The sequence below is a fragment of the Pseudomonas sp. ADAK18 genome, assembly GCF_012935695.1.
GTDB lineage: Bacteria > Pseudomonadota > Gammaproteobacteria > Pseudomonadales > Pseudomonadaceae > Aquipseudomonas.
Window position 1 is genome coordinate 4,115,948 of record NZ_CP052859.1, and the last position, 13,121, is coordinate 4,129,068.

Consider the following 13,121-nt stretch of genomic DNA (forward strand, 5'->3'; position numbering starts at 1 on the left):
GTGGCGCGTATAATACTGATTTCTAAGGGTTATTCAACACTTTATTTGAAATAAATCAGAAATAACGCGTTGGGTCGGTAATTCCGGCCGCTTTGAAGCCATCTGCACGCAGTCGGCAGCTGTCGCATTTCCCACAAGCACGACCGTCATTGTCCGCCTGATAGCAGGAAACAGTCCGCGAGTAGTCGACACCAAGTCCTACGCCCACCTTGACAATTTCGGCCTTGCTCAGACTCTGCAGTGGCGCCAGGATACGCAAGCCCTGCCCTTCTACACCGGCCTTGGTAGCCAGGTTGGCCATGCGCTCGAAGGACTCGACGAACTCGGGACGGCAGTCCGGATAACCGGAGTAATCCACTGCGTTGACGCCGATGAAGATGTCCCGTGCATTCAGTACTTCCGCCCAGCCCAGCGCCAGAGACAGGAAGACGGTGTTGCGCGCCGGCACGTAAGTCACCGGAATGCCTTCGCCAGGTGTTTCTGGCACATCGATAGAGCTATCGGTGAGGGCCGAGCCGCCAATGCCATTGAGGTTCAGGCCGATCACCTTGTGCTCGATCACACCCAGGTCGAGCGCCACGCGCGCAGCGGCGTCCAGCTCAGCGCGGTGACGCTGGCCGTAGTCGAAGCTCATGGTGTAGCAGCTATAGCCTTCAGCGCGGACCATGGCCACTACCGTGGCGGAATCAAGCCCGCCGGACAGCAAAATCACCGCGCGTTTTTGATCAGTCATATCAGCGCCCCGGCTCGTCGTTCCAGAGATACTTGTGCAGTTGCAGTTGCAGGCGCACCGGCAGGTTGTCCGCAACCACCCAGTCGGCCAGGTCGCGAGCGCTCAGGTCATGGTGGCTTGGAGAGAACAGCACTTCACCGGCACGCCGGTCGAGACCGTACTGGATCAGCTTGGAGCTGGCCCACTCGTAGTCTTCTCGGGAGCAGATGACGAACTTGACCTGGTCGTTGGCCGTCAGCAGGTCGATGTTCTCATAGCGATTGCGCTGCACTTCCTTCGAGCCTGGGGTCTTGAGGTCGACCACACGGCTGACCCGAGGATCGACCGCAGAAATGTCCAGGGCACCGCTGGTTTCCAGCGACACCTCGTAACCGGCGTCGCAGAGCTGCTTGAGCAGAGGAATGGCATTGGGCTGTGCCAAGGGCTCGCCGCCCGTCACACAGACGTAGCGCGGCCGGTAGCCGGCCACTTGCTGGAGGATGTCGTCCAGGGTGCGCACAGTTCCGCCACTGAAGGCATAAGCGCTGTCACAGTATTGGCAACGCAACGGGCAACCGGTAAGGCGCACAAATACTGTGGGCAGGCCGGCAGTGCGCGTTTCACCCTGTAACGAGTAAAAAACTTCGGTGATGCGTAATGTGTCTTGCATAGTCGCCACGGGCGTAACAGCTAAACAGGCTGTCCGCCTCCGTCAGGCACCTCAAGGGATCCCGCCAACGCGTGAACCCCAGGAAGCGTGTTTCATAAAAGGGCGTGGATTCTAACGAAAAAACCCGCGACAAGCGCGGGTTTCTTCTAAACGGGATGGCTACGCTTACATGCGTTGCAAATCACGCTGAGCCAACTGAGCGGCGGAAGTACCCGGGTATTGGGCCACCACCTGCTGCAGAATGCCTTTGACCTTGTCAGTATGACCCAGGCGGCGCTCTACATCAGCGAGCTTGTACAGCGAATCAGGCACCTTGGCGTGCTTTGGGTAGAGCTGGCTGACCTTGGCAAACGCCTGACCTGCACCTTGCAGATCACCTTTGGCCAGGTTCACCTCGCCCAACCAGTACTGGGCATTACCCGCGTACTGACTGTTCGGGTATTTGCGCAGGAATGCGGTAAAGGCCTGGCTGGCCTTGTCGAAATCCTTGGCTTTGATCAGGTCGAAGGCTGCGTCGTAATACAGTTTTTCCTTCGCCGGATCACCCGGTTCGCTGCTGGCAGCAGGAGCCTGGCTGGCAGCCGCAGCTCCTACGGCTGCACCACCGGCGGCGCTTGTGGCACCACCGGCAGAAGAATTATCAGGAGTAGCGGCGGGTGAAGCGCCGTTTCCTATGCGCCGATCAAGATCCTGGTATCGCTCCAGGCCTTCTTGCTTCAGGCGATTGACTTCATTTTGCAGAATCTCAATGGTGCCTTGCTGCTGCGACAATTGATCCTGCATGCGTTGCAGTTGATTGAACAGCTCGCCCTGTGCCGAGGGAGCGGCAGTAGCCGGTCCCCCAGCATAGGCGCCGTTCGTGCCATAACCTGCTGGCGGATAGCTGCTCCCGCTATTGTTATAGCCAGAGTTGCTATCAGTCACAGGAACCGCAGCCCACACCGCAAGCGGTGCCAGGCTGAGAGCCAATACGGTTACAACACGACGGCACGTTCGCATGACGAATTACTTACGCAGTTCGACGCGACGGTTTTGAGCCCAGGACTGCTCGTCGTGGCCAGTAGCAACTGGACGCTCTTTACCGTAGGAAACCAGTTCCAGTTGGCCTGGAGCAACACCTTGCAGTACCAGGTAGCGCTGAACGGCTTTCGCACGACGCTCGCCCAGTGCCATGTTGTACTCACGAGTACCACGTTCGTCAGTGTTACCTTCCAGAACAACGCGAGCGCCGTTAGCTTTCAGGTCCTTGGCGTGAACGTCCAGAGCGCGCATGGCTTCTGGCTTCAGGTCAGAACTGTCGTATTCGAAGTAGAAAGTGGTGATAGCGCGCAGAGCAGCTTCTTCGCTCAGGGAGCCGTCGACTGCACCAGTGTTAGCGCCGTAACCAGCGTTTGGATCAACAGCTGCGCCTTCACCGGCATTGTCGCCGCCTTTAGAGGAGCAACCAACGGCTACGGACAGAGCCAGAGCCAGAGCAGCAAACTTACCAAACTTCAGCATTTCCATCGTGAAACTCCTAATGAACCCCAGTGTGTTAAGTAAAACGTGTAGCGCCGCGTCAGTTCAGGTAAGGGGACCAGGACGGTTCTCTGACTTCGCCTTGAGCGGTAGGAAGCGGGAGCCTTACGCGTCCATTTATGGACACGAGCATCAAGACTCCCCGGCCCTGCTGGCGGGTGGCGTAGATTACCATGGTGCCGTTGGGCGCAACAGTGGCTGACTCATCAAGGTTGGTATCTGTAAGGATTTTTACGGTTCCGCGCTGCAAATCCTGGGCCGCAACCCGGAAATTAGTGAAACCATCCTGACGGTGAATCATCACCAGCGTCTTTTCATCAGCCGAAAGCTTCGGGTTGGCGTTGTAGTTACCAATAAAGGTCACACGTTCCGCACCACCACCGCCAACGCTGGTTTTATAGATTTGTGGCTTGCCGCCCCGGTCGGAGGTGAAGTAGATGGTCGAACCATCCTTGCCCCAGAACGGTTCGGTGTTGATACCAGGGCCGCTGGTCACACGGGAGATCTGGCGCGAGCCCATGTTCATCACGTAGATATCAGGGTTACCGTCCTTGGACAGCACGAACGCCAGACGCGAACCATCCGGCGACCACGCAGGTGCGCCGTTGAGGCCTTCAAAGTTGGTGATCTGCTCACGGCGACCGGTATCGATGTGCTGAACGAAGATCCGTGGACGACGCTGCTCAAAGGATACGTAGGCAATACGCTTGCCGTCCGGAGCAAAGCGTGGCGACAGGATCGGCTCACGGGATTGCAACAGGGTCACGGCACGAGCACCGTCATAGTCGGAGCGCTGCAAGGTGTAGCGAGTGTTATCCACCGAGAAACGTTCGGCCGTCACATAGAGCAGACGCGTGGAGAAGGCACCCTTGATCCCGGTCAGTTTTTCGAATGACTGATCGGAGATGTAGTGAGCCATGTCACGCAGTTGATCCACGGTGCCCGACACGCTGCCGGTCAGCACTTGCTGCTCGGTCGCGACGTTGAACAACGCGTATTGAATCTGCAGGCGGCCACCGGCCGGAACAATGCTGCCTACCATCAGGTACTGGGCGCCCAGGGCTTTCCAATCACGGTAGATGACTTCGCTGGCCTGGGTCGGCTGGCTGATCATGTTCTGTTTCGGAATCGGCGCGTAGTAACCCGAGTTGCGCAGGTCATCACTGACAATCTGCGCCATGTCGTCCGGCAATACGCTGCCGCCCTGCCAGCCAAACGGTACAACCGCGATCGGGGTGGCCCGATCACTACCGCTGGTGACCAGGATGTTCTTTTCATCCGCCGCCGCTATCCCTGCCATGCAGCAAATAACGACAAGCATTCCTCGAAGAAGGTTTCTCACAAGGCTAGATCCTCAGGTGTGAATGTCATCTTGAATGAACGGTAGGGAGCGAAGTCGCTTGGTTTCATTCCCTGCATCTCGGTCAACCGGCCAATATTCTTGACCGCTGCAACCGCTGAACTGTCGAACGAACCATCGCCACTGGACTTGGCCACGCTGACCGAGGTCACCGTACCGTCCGGCAACATGCCGATCTGCAGCACTACTGTCATACCTTTACGTGCCGAAGGAGGACGTGCCCACCCTTCTGCTGCCCGAGCCCGAATCAGATCGTCGAAACTGCCCGCAACTTGATCACCACGCTCATCGGCCAAGGCCTGCTGACGCTGCGGCGTGTCGGAAAGCAAATCGGCCAAGGCCTGGGCCTTTTTATCTTCGGTCGATTTACGTGCTGCTTCCTGGGCCTTTTTCTTGGAGGCATCGGCAGCCGCTTTCTTCTTCGCGTCGTCGGCGACTTTCTTCTTCGCCTCGTCGGCTTCAGCTTTCTTCTTGGCGTCGTCCGCGGCTTTCTTCTTCGCGTCTTCGACTATCTTTTTCTTCGCTTCTTCAGCGGCCTTTTTCTTGGCCTCTTCTTCAGCAGCTTTCTTGGCTTCTTCTTCAGATTTCTTCTTGGCTATATCAGCCAATTGTTTCTCTTCGGCCTTTTTGGCTTCGGCAGCCTTCTCGGACTTCTTGGCTTCATCAGCCTTTTTCGCCTCGTCAGCTTTCTTCGCCTCGTCAGCCTTTTTCGATTCCTCGGCTTTTTGAGCAGACTCTTCTTTCTTTTGTTCCGCAGCCGCTTTCACCGCTTCCTGCTCGACCTTCTTCTGTTCCATCTGCTCGACTTCAGTCTGGCGCGCAGCCGACTTCTGGGCTTCACCCGCAATCTTCTGATTGGTCTGGGTGGTAGCCTGGCTTTTCGATTTCAGCTGATACAGGGTCGCCTGCACGATCGGCTTGGCCGGCGGCAGGTCCGGGGTCATGGCAAAGCTGACAAACAGCATGCCAAACACCAGGACGTGCAGGGCAACTGCCCAGACGCTAGGCCAGAAGTAGCTTTCCGAGGCGGACGGCTCTCGCTGTTGGTGCATCAGGGCGCCTCGGTAATCAAGCCAACATTACCGACTCCGGCCTTCTGCAGCCCGCCCATGGCACCCATCACGGAGCCATAGTCGACGACCTTGTCGCCGCGAATGAACACCTGGGTGTGCTTGCCACCTTCGTTGCCGGCGCGAATGATCTTGGTCACAGCATCAGTCATCTGCGGCAAGGTCATGGCCTTGTCCTGCTGTTTCTGGGTGTCGACTTCGCTGCCAAGGTTCCAGTAATAGGTCTTGTCAGCCTTGATCGAAATGGTCAGGACCTGGGTGTTGTTGTCTTGCGGCAAGGCTTCGCTGGAAACCTTGGGCAGATCAACCTTCACGCCCTGATTGAGCATCGGCGCGGTCACCATGAAGATAACCAGCAGTACCAACATCACGTCGATGTAAGGCACTACGTTCATCTCGGCGACCGGCTTGCGCTTTTTGCGAGCTCGAGCGATTAAAGCCATTGGGAATTACCTGCTTATTCTTCGCTGGTGTGCACTTTACGGTGCAGGATCGCCTGGAACTCATCGGCGAAGGTGTAGTAACGGCTGATCAAGGTTTCGCCACGGGCGGCAAAACGGTTGTAAGCGATTACTGCGGGAATGGCAGCGAACAGACCGATAGCGGTAGCGATCAGTGCTTCGGCGATACCCGGGGCCACAGTGGCCAGGGTCGCTTGCTGGGCCTGGGCCAGGCCACGGAAGGAGTTCATGATCCCCCACACGGTACCGAACAGGCCGATGTACGGGCTGACGGAGCCGACAGTGGCGAGGAACGGCAGGCTCTGTTCCAGCTTCTCTTCTTCACGGGAAATGGCGACGCGCATGGCACGCGCCACGCCTTCCATGACCGCTTCCGGATCAACGCCTGGCTGCTGGCGCAGACGGGAGAACTCCTTGAAGCCAGCACGGAAGATCTGCTCGACACCCGAGTCCGGGTCGGGGTTGCTGCCGGCCTGACGGTAGAGTTTGGACAGATCGATCCCCGACCAGAAGCGCTCCTCGAAGCTCTCCAGGGCACGTCGACCGGCGCGCAGCAGGTTGCTGCGCTGAAAAATCATGACCCAAGAGGTAACCGATGCGGCTACCAGGATCAGCATAACCAGTTGAACCACGACACTGGCATTGCTGACCAGGCTCCACATGGAGGAATGGTCGACGACGGTAGGTTCCACGCTAAATCTCCTGCTCTGAATGTTTACCCGCGCCGCTCACGCCGGCGAAGGCCGCGCGTAGAGTTTCGGGAATGGCCCTAGGCTTCAAACTGTTGGTGCGCACACAGGCCACCAGGAACTGCCCCTCACAGAGCAGCGTTGCATCCGTAGCCCGCCTGACCTGCTGTTTAAAGCGCAGGCTGGCACGGTTCAATTCGGTTATTTCTGCGCTGACCAGCAGTTCATCGTCCAGTCGCGCCGGCGCGTAATAACGGGCCTCGCTGGAATGCACGACAAACAACAGGTCCTCCCCTACCAGCGTGGATTGGGCAAAGCCCAGCTCCCGTAGCCGCTCGGTTCGAGCCCGCTCCATGAACTTGAGATAGTTGACGTAATAAACGATGCCGCCAGCATCGGTGTCCTCGTAATAAACGCGACAGCGATGTGCGAACGACTGATCCCCGTTTTGCGCGCGCATACTCTAGTGCTTACTCCTCAGGTTGCCAATCCGGCCAGGCAACTGTTTTTCATTCTCTGACACATTTCTAATGAAAGAATGACGACGCCAGCCACTAGGACAGCACAAACCTCGAATAAATCGACTGGCCAAGCCCTTTTAATCGTCCACTGCATCGAGGAATTCGTCTACCACGGGCATCTCACCCAATCGTGACGGAATGTTTAACCCAAAATGCAGGTAAGCATGACGCGTCACCACACGCCCCCGAGGCGTACGCATGATATAGCCCTGCTGGATCAGGTAAGGCTCCAGCACGTCCTCAATGGTATGACGCTCCTCACTGATGGCTGCCGCCAGGCTATCCACGCCCACAGGGCCGCCGTCGAACTTCTCGATCATGGTCAAGAGTAGACGTCGATCCTGATGGTCGAAGCCATGCTCATCGACATCCAGCAGGTTCAATGCCAAGTCCGCGACCGCCTTGGTGATATGCCCCTTGGCACGCACTTCGGCAAAGTCCCGTACACGGCGCAACAAGCGGTTGGCAATCCGTGGCGTACCACGGGCGCGACGGGCGATTTCAAAGCCACCTTCAGGATCGAGCGGTAAACCAAGAATCCCGGCTGAACGTCCGACGATCGTGGCCAGATCCGCTGTGCTATAGAACTCTAGACGTTGAACAATGCCGAAACGGTCTCGCAGCGGATTGGTCAGCATCCCGGCACGGGTAGTGGCACCCACCAGGGTAAACGGTGGCAGGTCAAGTTTGATCGAGCGCGCCGCCGGCCCTTCGCCGATCATGATGTCCAGCTGGAAGTCTTCCATGGCCGGGTACAGCACTTCTTCGACGATAGGCGAAAGCCGGTGGATCTCGTCGATGAACAGCACATCATGAGGCTCAAGGTTGGTCAGCAGCGCCGCCAGATCGCCCGGACGCTCCAGCACCGGGCCCGACGTGCTCTTGATGGACACACCCATTTCCTGGGCAATGATATTGGCCAGGGTGGTTTTACCCAAGCCGGGCGGGCCGAAGATCAGCGTGTGATCCAGGGACTCATTGCGCCCGCGTGCGGCCTGGATAAACAACTCCATCTGCTCACGCACGGTGGGCTGGCCGATGTATTCGGCCAGGCTCAGGGGGCGGATAGCCCGGTCCTGGACCTCTTCACGGTCACGGGGGCCAGTGGCCGCGATCAGACGATCAGCTTCAATCACTTAAATCATTCCCTTCAGGGCACGGCGGATCATGTCTTCGCTGCTCAGGTTCTTGTCCTTGATCGCCGACACGGCTTTGCTGGCTTCCTGAGGCTTGTAACCCAGAGAAATCAGCGCGCTGACAGCATCACTTTCGGCACTGGCCACTTGAGAAGCCGGCATATCCGGCTGATTGGGCACCAGGGCAAACATACTCGGCACGGTTTCCCAGGCCTTGAAGCGATCCTTGAGCTCTACCAGCAAACGTTCGGCGGTTTTCTTACCGACACCGGGCACCTTGGTCAAGGCTGAGGTGTCCTGGGCAGATACACAACGCACCAGCTCGTCGACCTCAAGGCTCGACATCAAGGCCAGCGCCAGCTTCGGGCCGACGCCATTGAGGCGAATCAGCTCACGAAAGAAGTCGCGGTCACGCTTGCCGATGAAACCATAGAGCAATTGCGCGTCTTCGCGCACCACCAGATGCGTGTGCAACGTCAGCGGCTCACCGATCGACGGCAGGCGATAAAGGGTCGTCATGGGTACTTCCAGCTCATACCCCAACCCGTTTACATCCAGAATCAAGTGCGGCGGCTGTTTCTCAGCCAACGTGCCGCGCAAACGTCCAATCACGGTTCAAATCCCTAAAGCTTGAGTCAGATCGAGGCCTGACCGGAAATAACGCAGGCATGACGGCCGACAACCCAGGCCTTTCACACGCTACGCGCAGAATGATTGCGCTGATGCTATCAGAGACGCAGGCGGCCGCCACGACTGCGTGCTGTGCCCAACCCGTGAGGCAGCAGACTGGAACGGGTATGGGCATGACAAATGGCAATGGCCAGGGCGTCGGAGGCGTCGATTTGCGGCTTGGCGGTGAGCTTGAGCATGTGCATGACCATCATCTGCACCTGCTCTTTATTGGCCGCACCGGTGCCAACGACTGCTTGTTTGACCTGGGTCGCGGTGTATTCGGCGATCTCCATGCCCTCTTCGGCACCTGCAACGATGGCGGCGCCACGGGCCTGGCCCAGCTTCAAGGCCGAGTCGGCGTTTTTAGCCATGAAGACCTTTTCAATACCCATGGTCACCGGACCGTAGGTCTGGATCACTTCACGTACGCCGCGGTAAACGATCTGCAAGCGCTCGGCCAGCTCGCCCGCACCGGTACGGATACAGCCCGAGGCGACGTAGACACAGCCTCGCGGGGTGTGTTGCACCACGCCAAAGCCGGTAATTCGCGAACCGGGGTCGATACCTAGGATTAGAGTCATAACGCCTGCAGGTTAGGTTTAAGGCGGGTGTGCAAGACACATATTTTGTGTAGCAGCATAGAACCCTGTGGGAGCTGTCGAGCTTTAGCGAGGCTGCGATGCGGGCACCGCAGTATCAGGGTGCCATCGCAGCCTCGCTGGGGCTCGACAGCTCCTACATTGGATCTTTGGTGCTCTTAGGCGAGCTGTTCGGCTACCGACTCAGGAATATCAGCATTGGAATAAACGTTCTGCACGTCATCCAGGTCTTCAAGCATATCGAGCATCTTAAGCACCTTCTGCGCACCGTCCAGGTCCAGTTCAGCACTGGTCGTCGGCAGCATGACGATTTCCGCATCGACGCCTTTGAAACCAGCCGCTTCCAAGGCGTTACGCACCGAGTAGAAACCCGCGAACGAGGTGAACACGTCGATGGAACCGTCTTCGTTGGTCACTACGTCGTCGGCATCAGCCTCCATCGCGGCTTCCATCAGTGCATCTTCATCAACACCCGGCGCAAAGGAGATCTGCCCCTTACGCTCGAACAGGTAAGCCACCGAGCCATCAGTGCCGAGGTTGCCGCCACACTTGCTGAACGCATGGCGCACAGCCGCAGCGGTACGGTTACGGTTGTCGGTCATGCATTCGACCATCACCGCCACACCACCTGGGCCGTAACCTTCGTAGCTCAGCTCGACCATATCGTCGGTATCAGCCGCGCCAGCACCACGGGCGACCGCACGGTCGATGATGTCACGGCTCATGTTCGCGCCGAGCGCCTTGTCCAGCGCAAGACGTAAACGCGGGTTAGAACCCGGATCACCGCCGCCCTGACGGGCAGCGACGGTCAGTTCGCGAATCCACTTGGTGAAGATCTTGCCTTTCTTGGCATCCTGACGCTCTTTGCGGTGCTTGATGTTCGCCCACTTGGAATGGCCAGCCATAACACAACTCCGAAATTCTCTAGAAACCTTAACGATCCCGCCCCAGGCAGGATTTAGCTCTTTAACGCAAAGGCGCATCCGAAGATGCGCCTTTTTGACTGCGTAAAACCTTATCGCGTTTTCACGCAGCAGCCTTACTCAGCCTTTGGCACTTCACGCAGACGGATGTGCAGTTCGCGCAACGCCTTGGCATCCACCACGCCCGGAGCTTGCGTCATTACATCGGCAGCACTCTGGGTTTTCGGGAAGGCAATCACTTCACGGATCGACTGGGCACCGGTCATCAGCATCACCAGACGGTCAAGGCCAAAGGCCAAGCCACCGTGGGGTGGAGCACCGTACTTCAGTGCGTCGAGCAGGAAGCCGAACTTCTCTTGCTGCTCATCTTCGTTGATGCCCAGCAGGCGGAAGACCGATTGCTGCATTTCCTTGCGATGGATACGGATCGAACCGCCACCCAGCTCGGTACCGTTCAGGACCATGTCGTAGGCACGGGACAGAGCGCCGGCCGGGTTGGCCTCCAGCTCTTGCGGCGTGCACTTCGGTGCAGTGAACGGGTGGTGCAAGGCACTGAAGCTGCCGTCGTCGTTTTCTTCGAACATCGGGAAGTCGACGACCCACATTGGCGCCCACTTGCAGGTCAGCAGGTCGAGGTCGTTACCCACTTTGATCCGCAGCGCACCCAAGGCTTCGCTGACGATCTTCGCCTTGTCGGCACCGAAGAACACGATGTCACCGTCAACCGCGCCAACGCGATCAAGGATCACATTGAGGTTGGCTTCCGGGATGTTCTTCACGATTGGCGACTGCAGGCCTTCAACGCCCTTGGCGCGCTCGTTGACCTTGATGTACGCCAGGCCCTTGGCACCGTAGATGCCAACGAACTTGGTGTAGTCGTCGATCTGCTTGCGCGGCATGCTCGCGGCGCCAGGAACACGCAAAGCGGCAATGCGGCATTTCGGATCGTTGGCAGGGCCGCTGAATACCTTGAAATCGACTTCTTTGAGTTGGTCGGCAACGTCAACCAGCTCCAGCGGGTTACGCAGGTCTGGCTTGTCGGAACCGTAACGGCGCATGGCTTCTTCGAAGGTCATGTGCGGGAATTCGCCGAACTCCAGGTCCAGCACTTCCTTGAACAGGTTGCGGATCATTTGTTCAGTGATGCCCATGATCTCTTTTTCATCGAGGAAGCTGGTCTCGATGTCGATCTGGGTGAATTCCGGCTGGCGGTCGGCGCGCAGGTCTTCGTCACGGAAACACTTGGCGATCTGGTAGTAACGGTCGAAGCCGGCCACCATCAGCAGTTGCTTGAACAGCTGCGGCGACTGCGGCAAGGCGAAGAAGGAACCGGCGTGGGTACGGCTAGGCACCAGGTAGTCACGGGCGCCTTCTGGAGTAGCGCGGGTCAGGATCGGCGTCTCGACGTCGAGGAAGCCGTTCTCGTCCAGGAAGCGGCGGATGCTGGTGGTCATGCGCGAACGCAGACGCAGCTTCTCGGCCATTTCCGGGCGACGCAGATCGAGGAAGCGGTAGCGCAAGCGAGTTTCTTCACCAACGTCGGAGAACTCGTTCAGTGGGAACGGCGGGGTTTCCGATTCGTTCAGCACTTCCAGCTCGTAGCCGAGGACTTCGATCATGCCCGACGCCATGTTGGCGTTGGTGGCACCGGCTGGACGCAGGCGCACCTTACCGGTGATCTTCACGACGTACTCGCTGCGCACGCGATCGGCGGCGGCGAAGCTCTCGGCGCGGTCCGGATCGAACACCACCTGGGCCAGACCATCACGATCACGGATGTCGAGGAAGATCACCCCGCCGTGGTCGCGGCGACGGTGAACCCATCCGCAAAGGGTGATTTCCTGACCTTCCAGGGTCTCGTTCAGTTGGCCGCAATAATGGCTGCGCATCATGGTAGTGGTTTCGCTTCTCGTAATTCGAAATTCGGTGGAGGTCTTGCCTGGGTCACCGCACATTAAGTCAGGTGTCGGATAATGCAAGAGCCCGCGCGTAGAGTTCAACTCAGTCTGCTTTGTCGCCGCCAGCCAGATTCTTCTTCGAGCCGGTCTTGAAGTCGGTCTCGTACCAGCCGCTGCCGCTCAGGCGAAAGCCTGGCATGGACAGCATCTTCTTCAGCTCGGGCGCCTGGCAGGCAGGGCAATCGACCAGCGGCGCTGCGCTGATCTTCTGAATGGCTTCCAACTGATGACCACAGGAAGCACATTGATAGTCGTACATGGGCATGGAATGTCTCGGCGATCAGGTCACTACTGCGCCGCGCCGGCCCCTGAAAGCCCCGGCGACAGCAAAGGGCGGGATTATATCTGGTAAATCGAGGCTGTGCAGCCGTGGCGGCTCGCTGCTCTTTATATAGATACGTATGGAGCCGGATTTGCCCCCGATACCCGACCCGACACAACACGGGATCAAGCATCGGGTGGCCGGGTCAGCCCGGGGCGACGGGGCCATCAGGTATCGCTATACGCCCTTTCAAGACATGGACGACACACACCACCCGGACAAGACCACTGAAGTTCTTCACACCTCCATAACGCAAATGCACTTCCCGATCCACGTAAGACAATAAAGCACTGACTGAACAGGCATTGATCCTCGCGATTTCCGTGAGGATATTCCAATAGACCTCCTCAAGTCGCAAACACGTCGAAAAACCATTAAGCCTGACTGATCGGGACAATGGCCTGGCCAGTTGCATATCGAACCCTTTGACAAAGGGATCAACTTTTATCTTATGAAAACCGGAAGTCTCCATAACCCCACTACCCACTCCACGTGACATACACTTGACAC

Annotated in this window: 16 protein-coding genes; all 16 read right to left on the bottom strand. The window is 58.0% G+C overall.

From position 1 onward, the window contains the following. Nucleotides 1–55 precede the first annotated feature (55 nt). Entirely contained in the window at nt 56–733 is a 678-nt protein-coding gene (gene queC, locus HKK55_RS18570; protein ID WP_169356011.1) for a 7-cyano-7-deazaguanine synthase QueC, read from the bottom strand. 1 nt (nt 734) lies between these two features. Beyond that, on the bottom strand, nt 735–1,382 hold the full coding sequence (gene queE, locus HKK55_RS18575; protein WP_169356012.1) for a 7-carboxy-7-deazaguanine synthase QueE: 648 nt from the start codon (nt 1,380–1,382) through the stop codon (nt 735–737). 165 nt (nt 1,383–1,547) lie between these two features. After that, nucleotides 1,548–2,381, bottom strand: a complete 834-nt coding sequence (ybgF, locus tag HKK55_RS18580) for a tol-pal system protein YbgF (protein WP_169356013.1) — start codon at nt 2,379–2,381, stop codon at nt 1,548–1,550. A 6-nt stretch (nt 2,382–2,387) separates the two neighbouring features. After that, nucleotides 2,388–2,888, bottom strand: coding sequence for a peptidoglycan-associated lipoprotein Pal (gene pal / locus HKK55_RS18585; RefSeq protein ID WP_003209827.1), 501 nt, complete (start codon nt 2,886–2,888; stop codon nt 2,388–2,390). Between the two features lie 52 nt (nt 2,889–2,940). Beyond that, on the bottom strand, nt 2,941–4,221 hold the full coding sequence (tolB, locus tag HKK55_RS18590; protein ID WP_178128853.1) for a Tol-Pal system beta propeller repeat protein TolB: 1,281 nt from the start codon (nt 4,219–4,221) through the stop codon (nt 2,941–2,943). Nucleotides 4,222–4,238: 17 nt separating this feature from the next. After that, the gene (gene tolA / locus HKK55_RS18595; protein ID WP_169356015.1) at nt 4,239–5,312 is read right to left on the bottom strand and encodes a cell envelope integrity protein TolA; all 1,074 of its coding nucleotides are present in this window, start codon (nt 5,310–5,312) and stop codon (nt 4,239–4,241) included. After that, complete coding sequence (tolR, locus tag HKK55_RS18600; protein WP_161635741.1) at nt 5,312–5,764, bottom strand: protein TolR; 453 nt, start codon at nt 5,762–5,764, stop codon at nt 5,312–5,314. The genes tolA and tolR overlap by 1 nt, the downstream gene beginning before the upstream one ends. A gap of 23 nt (nt 5,765–5,787) precedes the next feature. Then, nucleotides 5,788–6,483 (bottom strand): protein TolQ, encoded by a 696-nt coding sequence (tolQ, locus tag HKK55_RS18605; RefSeq protein ID WP_048727035.1) that lies wholly within the window; start codon nt 6,481–6,483, stop codon nt 5,788–5,790. Between the two features lies 1 nt (nt 6,484). Next, nucleotides 6,485–6,940, bottom strand: coding sequence for a tol-pal system-associated acyl-CoA thioesterase (ybgC, locus tag HKK55_RS18610; RefSeq protein WP_155581383.1), 456 nt, complete (start codon nt 6,938–6,940; stop codon nt 6,485–6,487). Nucleotides 6,941–7,078: 138 nt separating this feature from the next. Then, nucleotides 7,079–8,137, bottom strand: a complete 1,059-nt coding sequence (gene ruvB, locus HKK55_RS18615) for a Holliday junction branch migration DNA helicase RuvB (RefSeq protein WP_169356016.1) — start codon at nt 8,135–8,137, stop codon at nt 7,079–7,081. Beyond that, nucleotides 8,138–8,749: a Holliday junction branch migration protein RuvA gene (gene ruvA / locus HKK55_RS18620; protein WP_169356017.1), complete on the bottom strand. Its 612-nt coding sequence runs from the start codon at nt 8,747–8,749 to the stop codon at nt 8,138–8,140. A 116-nt stretch (nt 8,750–8,865) separates the two neighbouring features. Beyond that, nucleotides 8,866–9,390 (bottom strand): crossover junction endodeoxyribonuclease RuvC, encoded by a 525-nt coding sequence (gene ruvC, locus HKK55_RS18625; RefSeq protein ID WP_155581382.1) that lies wholly within the window; start codon nt 9,388–9,390, stop codon nt 8,866–8,868. A 176-nt stretch (nt 9,391–9,566) separates the two neighbouring features. Then, entirely contained in the window at nt 9,567–10,313 is a 747-nt protein-coding gene (locus HKK55_RS18630; protein ID WP_169356018.1) for a YebC/PmpR family DNA-binding transcriptional regulator, read from the bottom strand. A 134-nt stretch (nt 10,314–10,447) separates the two neighbouring features. After that, nucleotides 10,448–12,223, bottom strand: a complete 1,776-nt coding sequence (gene aspS, locus HKK55_RS18635) for an aspartate--tRNA ligase (protein WP_169356019.1) — start codon at nt 12,221–12,223, stop codon at nt 10,448–10,450. 109 nt (nt 12,224–12,332) lie between these two features. Next, on the bottom strand, nt 12,333–12,554 hold the full coding sequence (locus tag HKK55_RS18640; protein WP_010208103.1) for an FmdB family zinc ribbon protein: 222 nt from the start codon (nt 12,552–12,554) through the stop codon (nt 12,333–12,335). 202 nt (nt 12,555–12,756) lie between these two features. Beyond that, the gene (locus HKK55_RS18645; protein WP_169356020.1) at nt 12,757–13,110 is read right to left on the bottom strand and encodes a ribbon-helix-helix domain-containing protein; all 354 of its coding nucleotides are present in this window, start codon (nt 13,108–13,110) and stop codon (nt 12,757–12,759) included. Nucleotides 13,111–13,121: the final 11 nt, after the last annotated feature.

What these genes read in the sequence shown, in the direction of transcription:
- tolB (WP_178128853.1), bottom strand. Translation starts at nt 4,221, where the DNA reads ATGCTTGTCGTTATTTGCTGCATGGCAGGGATAGCGGCGGCGGATGAA.
- tolA (WP_169356015.1), bottom strand. Translation starts at nt 5,312, where the DNA reads ATGCACCAACAGCGAGAGCCGTCCGCCTCGGAAAGCTACTTCTGGCCT.
- queE (WP_169356012.1), bottom strand. Translation starts at nt 1,382, where the DNA reads ATGCAAGACACATTACGCATCACCGAAGTTTTTTACTCGTTACAGGGT.
- ybgC (WP_155581383.1), bottom strand. Translation starts at nt 6,940, where the DNA reads ATGCGCGCGCAAAACGGGGATCAGTCGTTCGCACATCGCTGTCGCGTT.
- HKK55_RS18640 (WP_010208103.1), bottom strand. Translation starts at nt 12,554, where the DNA reads ATGCCCATGTACGACTATCAATGTGCTTCCTGTGGTCATCAGTTGGAA.
- HKK55_RS18645 (WP_169356020.1), bottom strand. Translation starts at nt 13,110, where the DNA reads ATGTCACGTGGAGTGGGTAGTGGGGTTATGGAGACTTCCGGTTTTCAT.
- HKK55_RS18630 (WP_169356018.1), bottom strand. Translation starts at nt 10,313, where the DNA reads ATGGCTGGCCATTCCAAGTGGGCGAACATCAAGCACCGCAAAGAGCGT.
- aspS (WP_169356019.1), bottom strand. Translation starts at nt 12,223, where the DNA reads ATGATGCGCAGCCATTATTGCGGCCAACTGAACGAGACCCTGGAAGGT.
- ybgF (WP_169356013.1), bottom strand. Translation starts at nt 2,381, where the DNA reads ATGCGAACGTGCCGTCGTGTTGTAACCGTATTGGCTCTCAGCCTGGCA.
- pal (WP_003209827.1), bottom strand. Translation starts at nt 2,888, where the DNA reads ATGGAAATGCTGAAGTTTGGTAAGTTTGCTGCTCTGGCTCTGGCTCTG.
- queC (WP_169356011.1), bottom strand. Translation starts at nt 733, where the DNA reads ATGACTGATCAAAAACGCGCGGTGATTTTGCTGTCCGGCGGGCTTGAT.
- ruvC (WP_155581382.1), bottom strand. Translation starts at nt 9,390, where the DNA reads ATGACTCTAATCCTAGGTATCGACCCCGGTTCGCGAATTACCGGCTTT.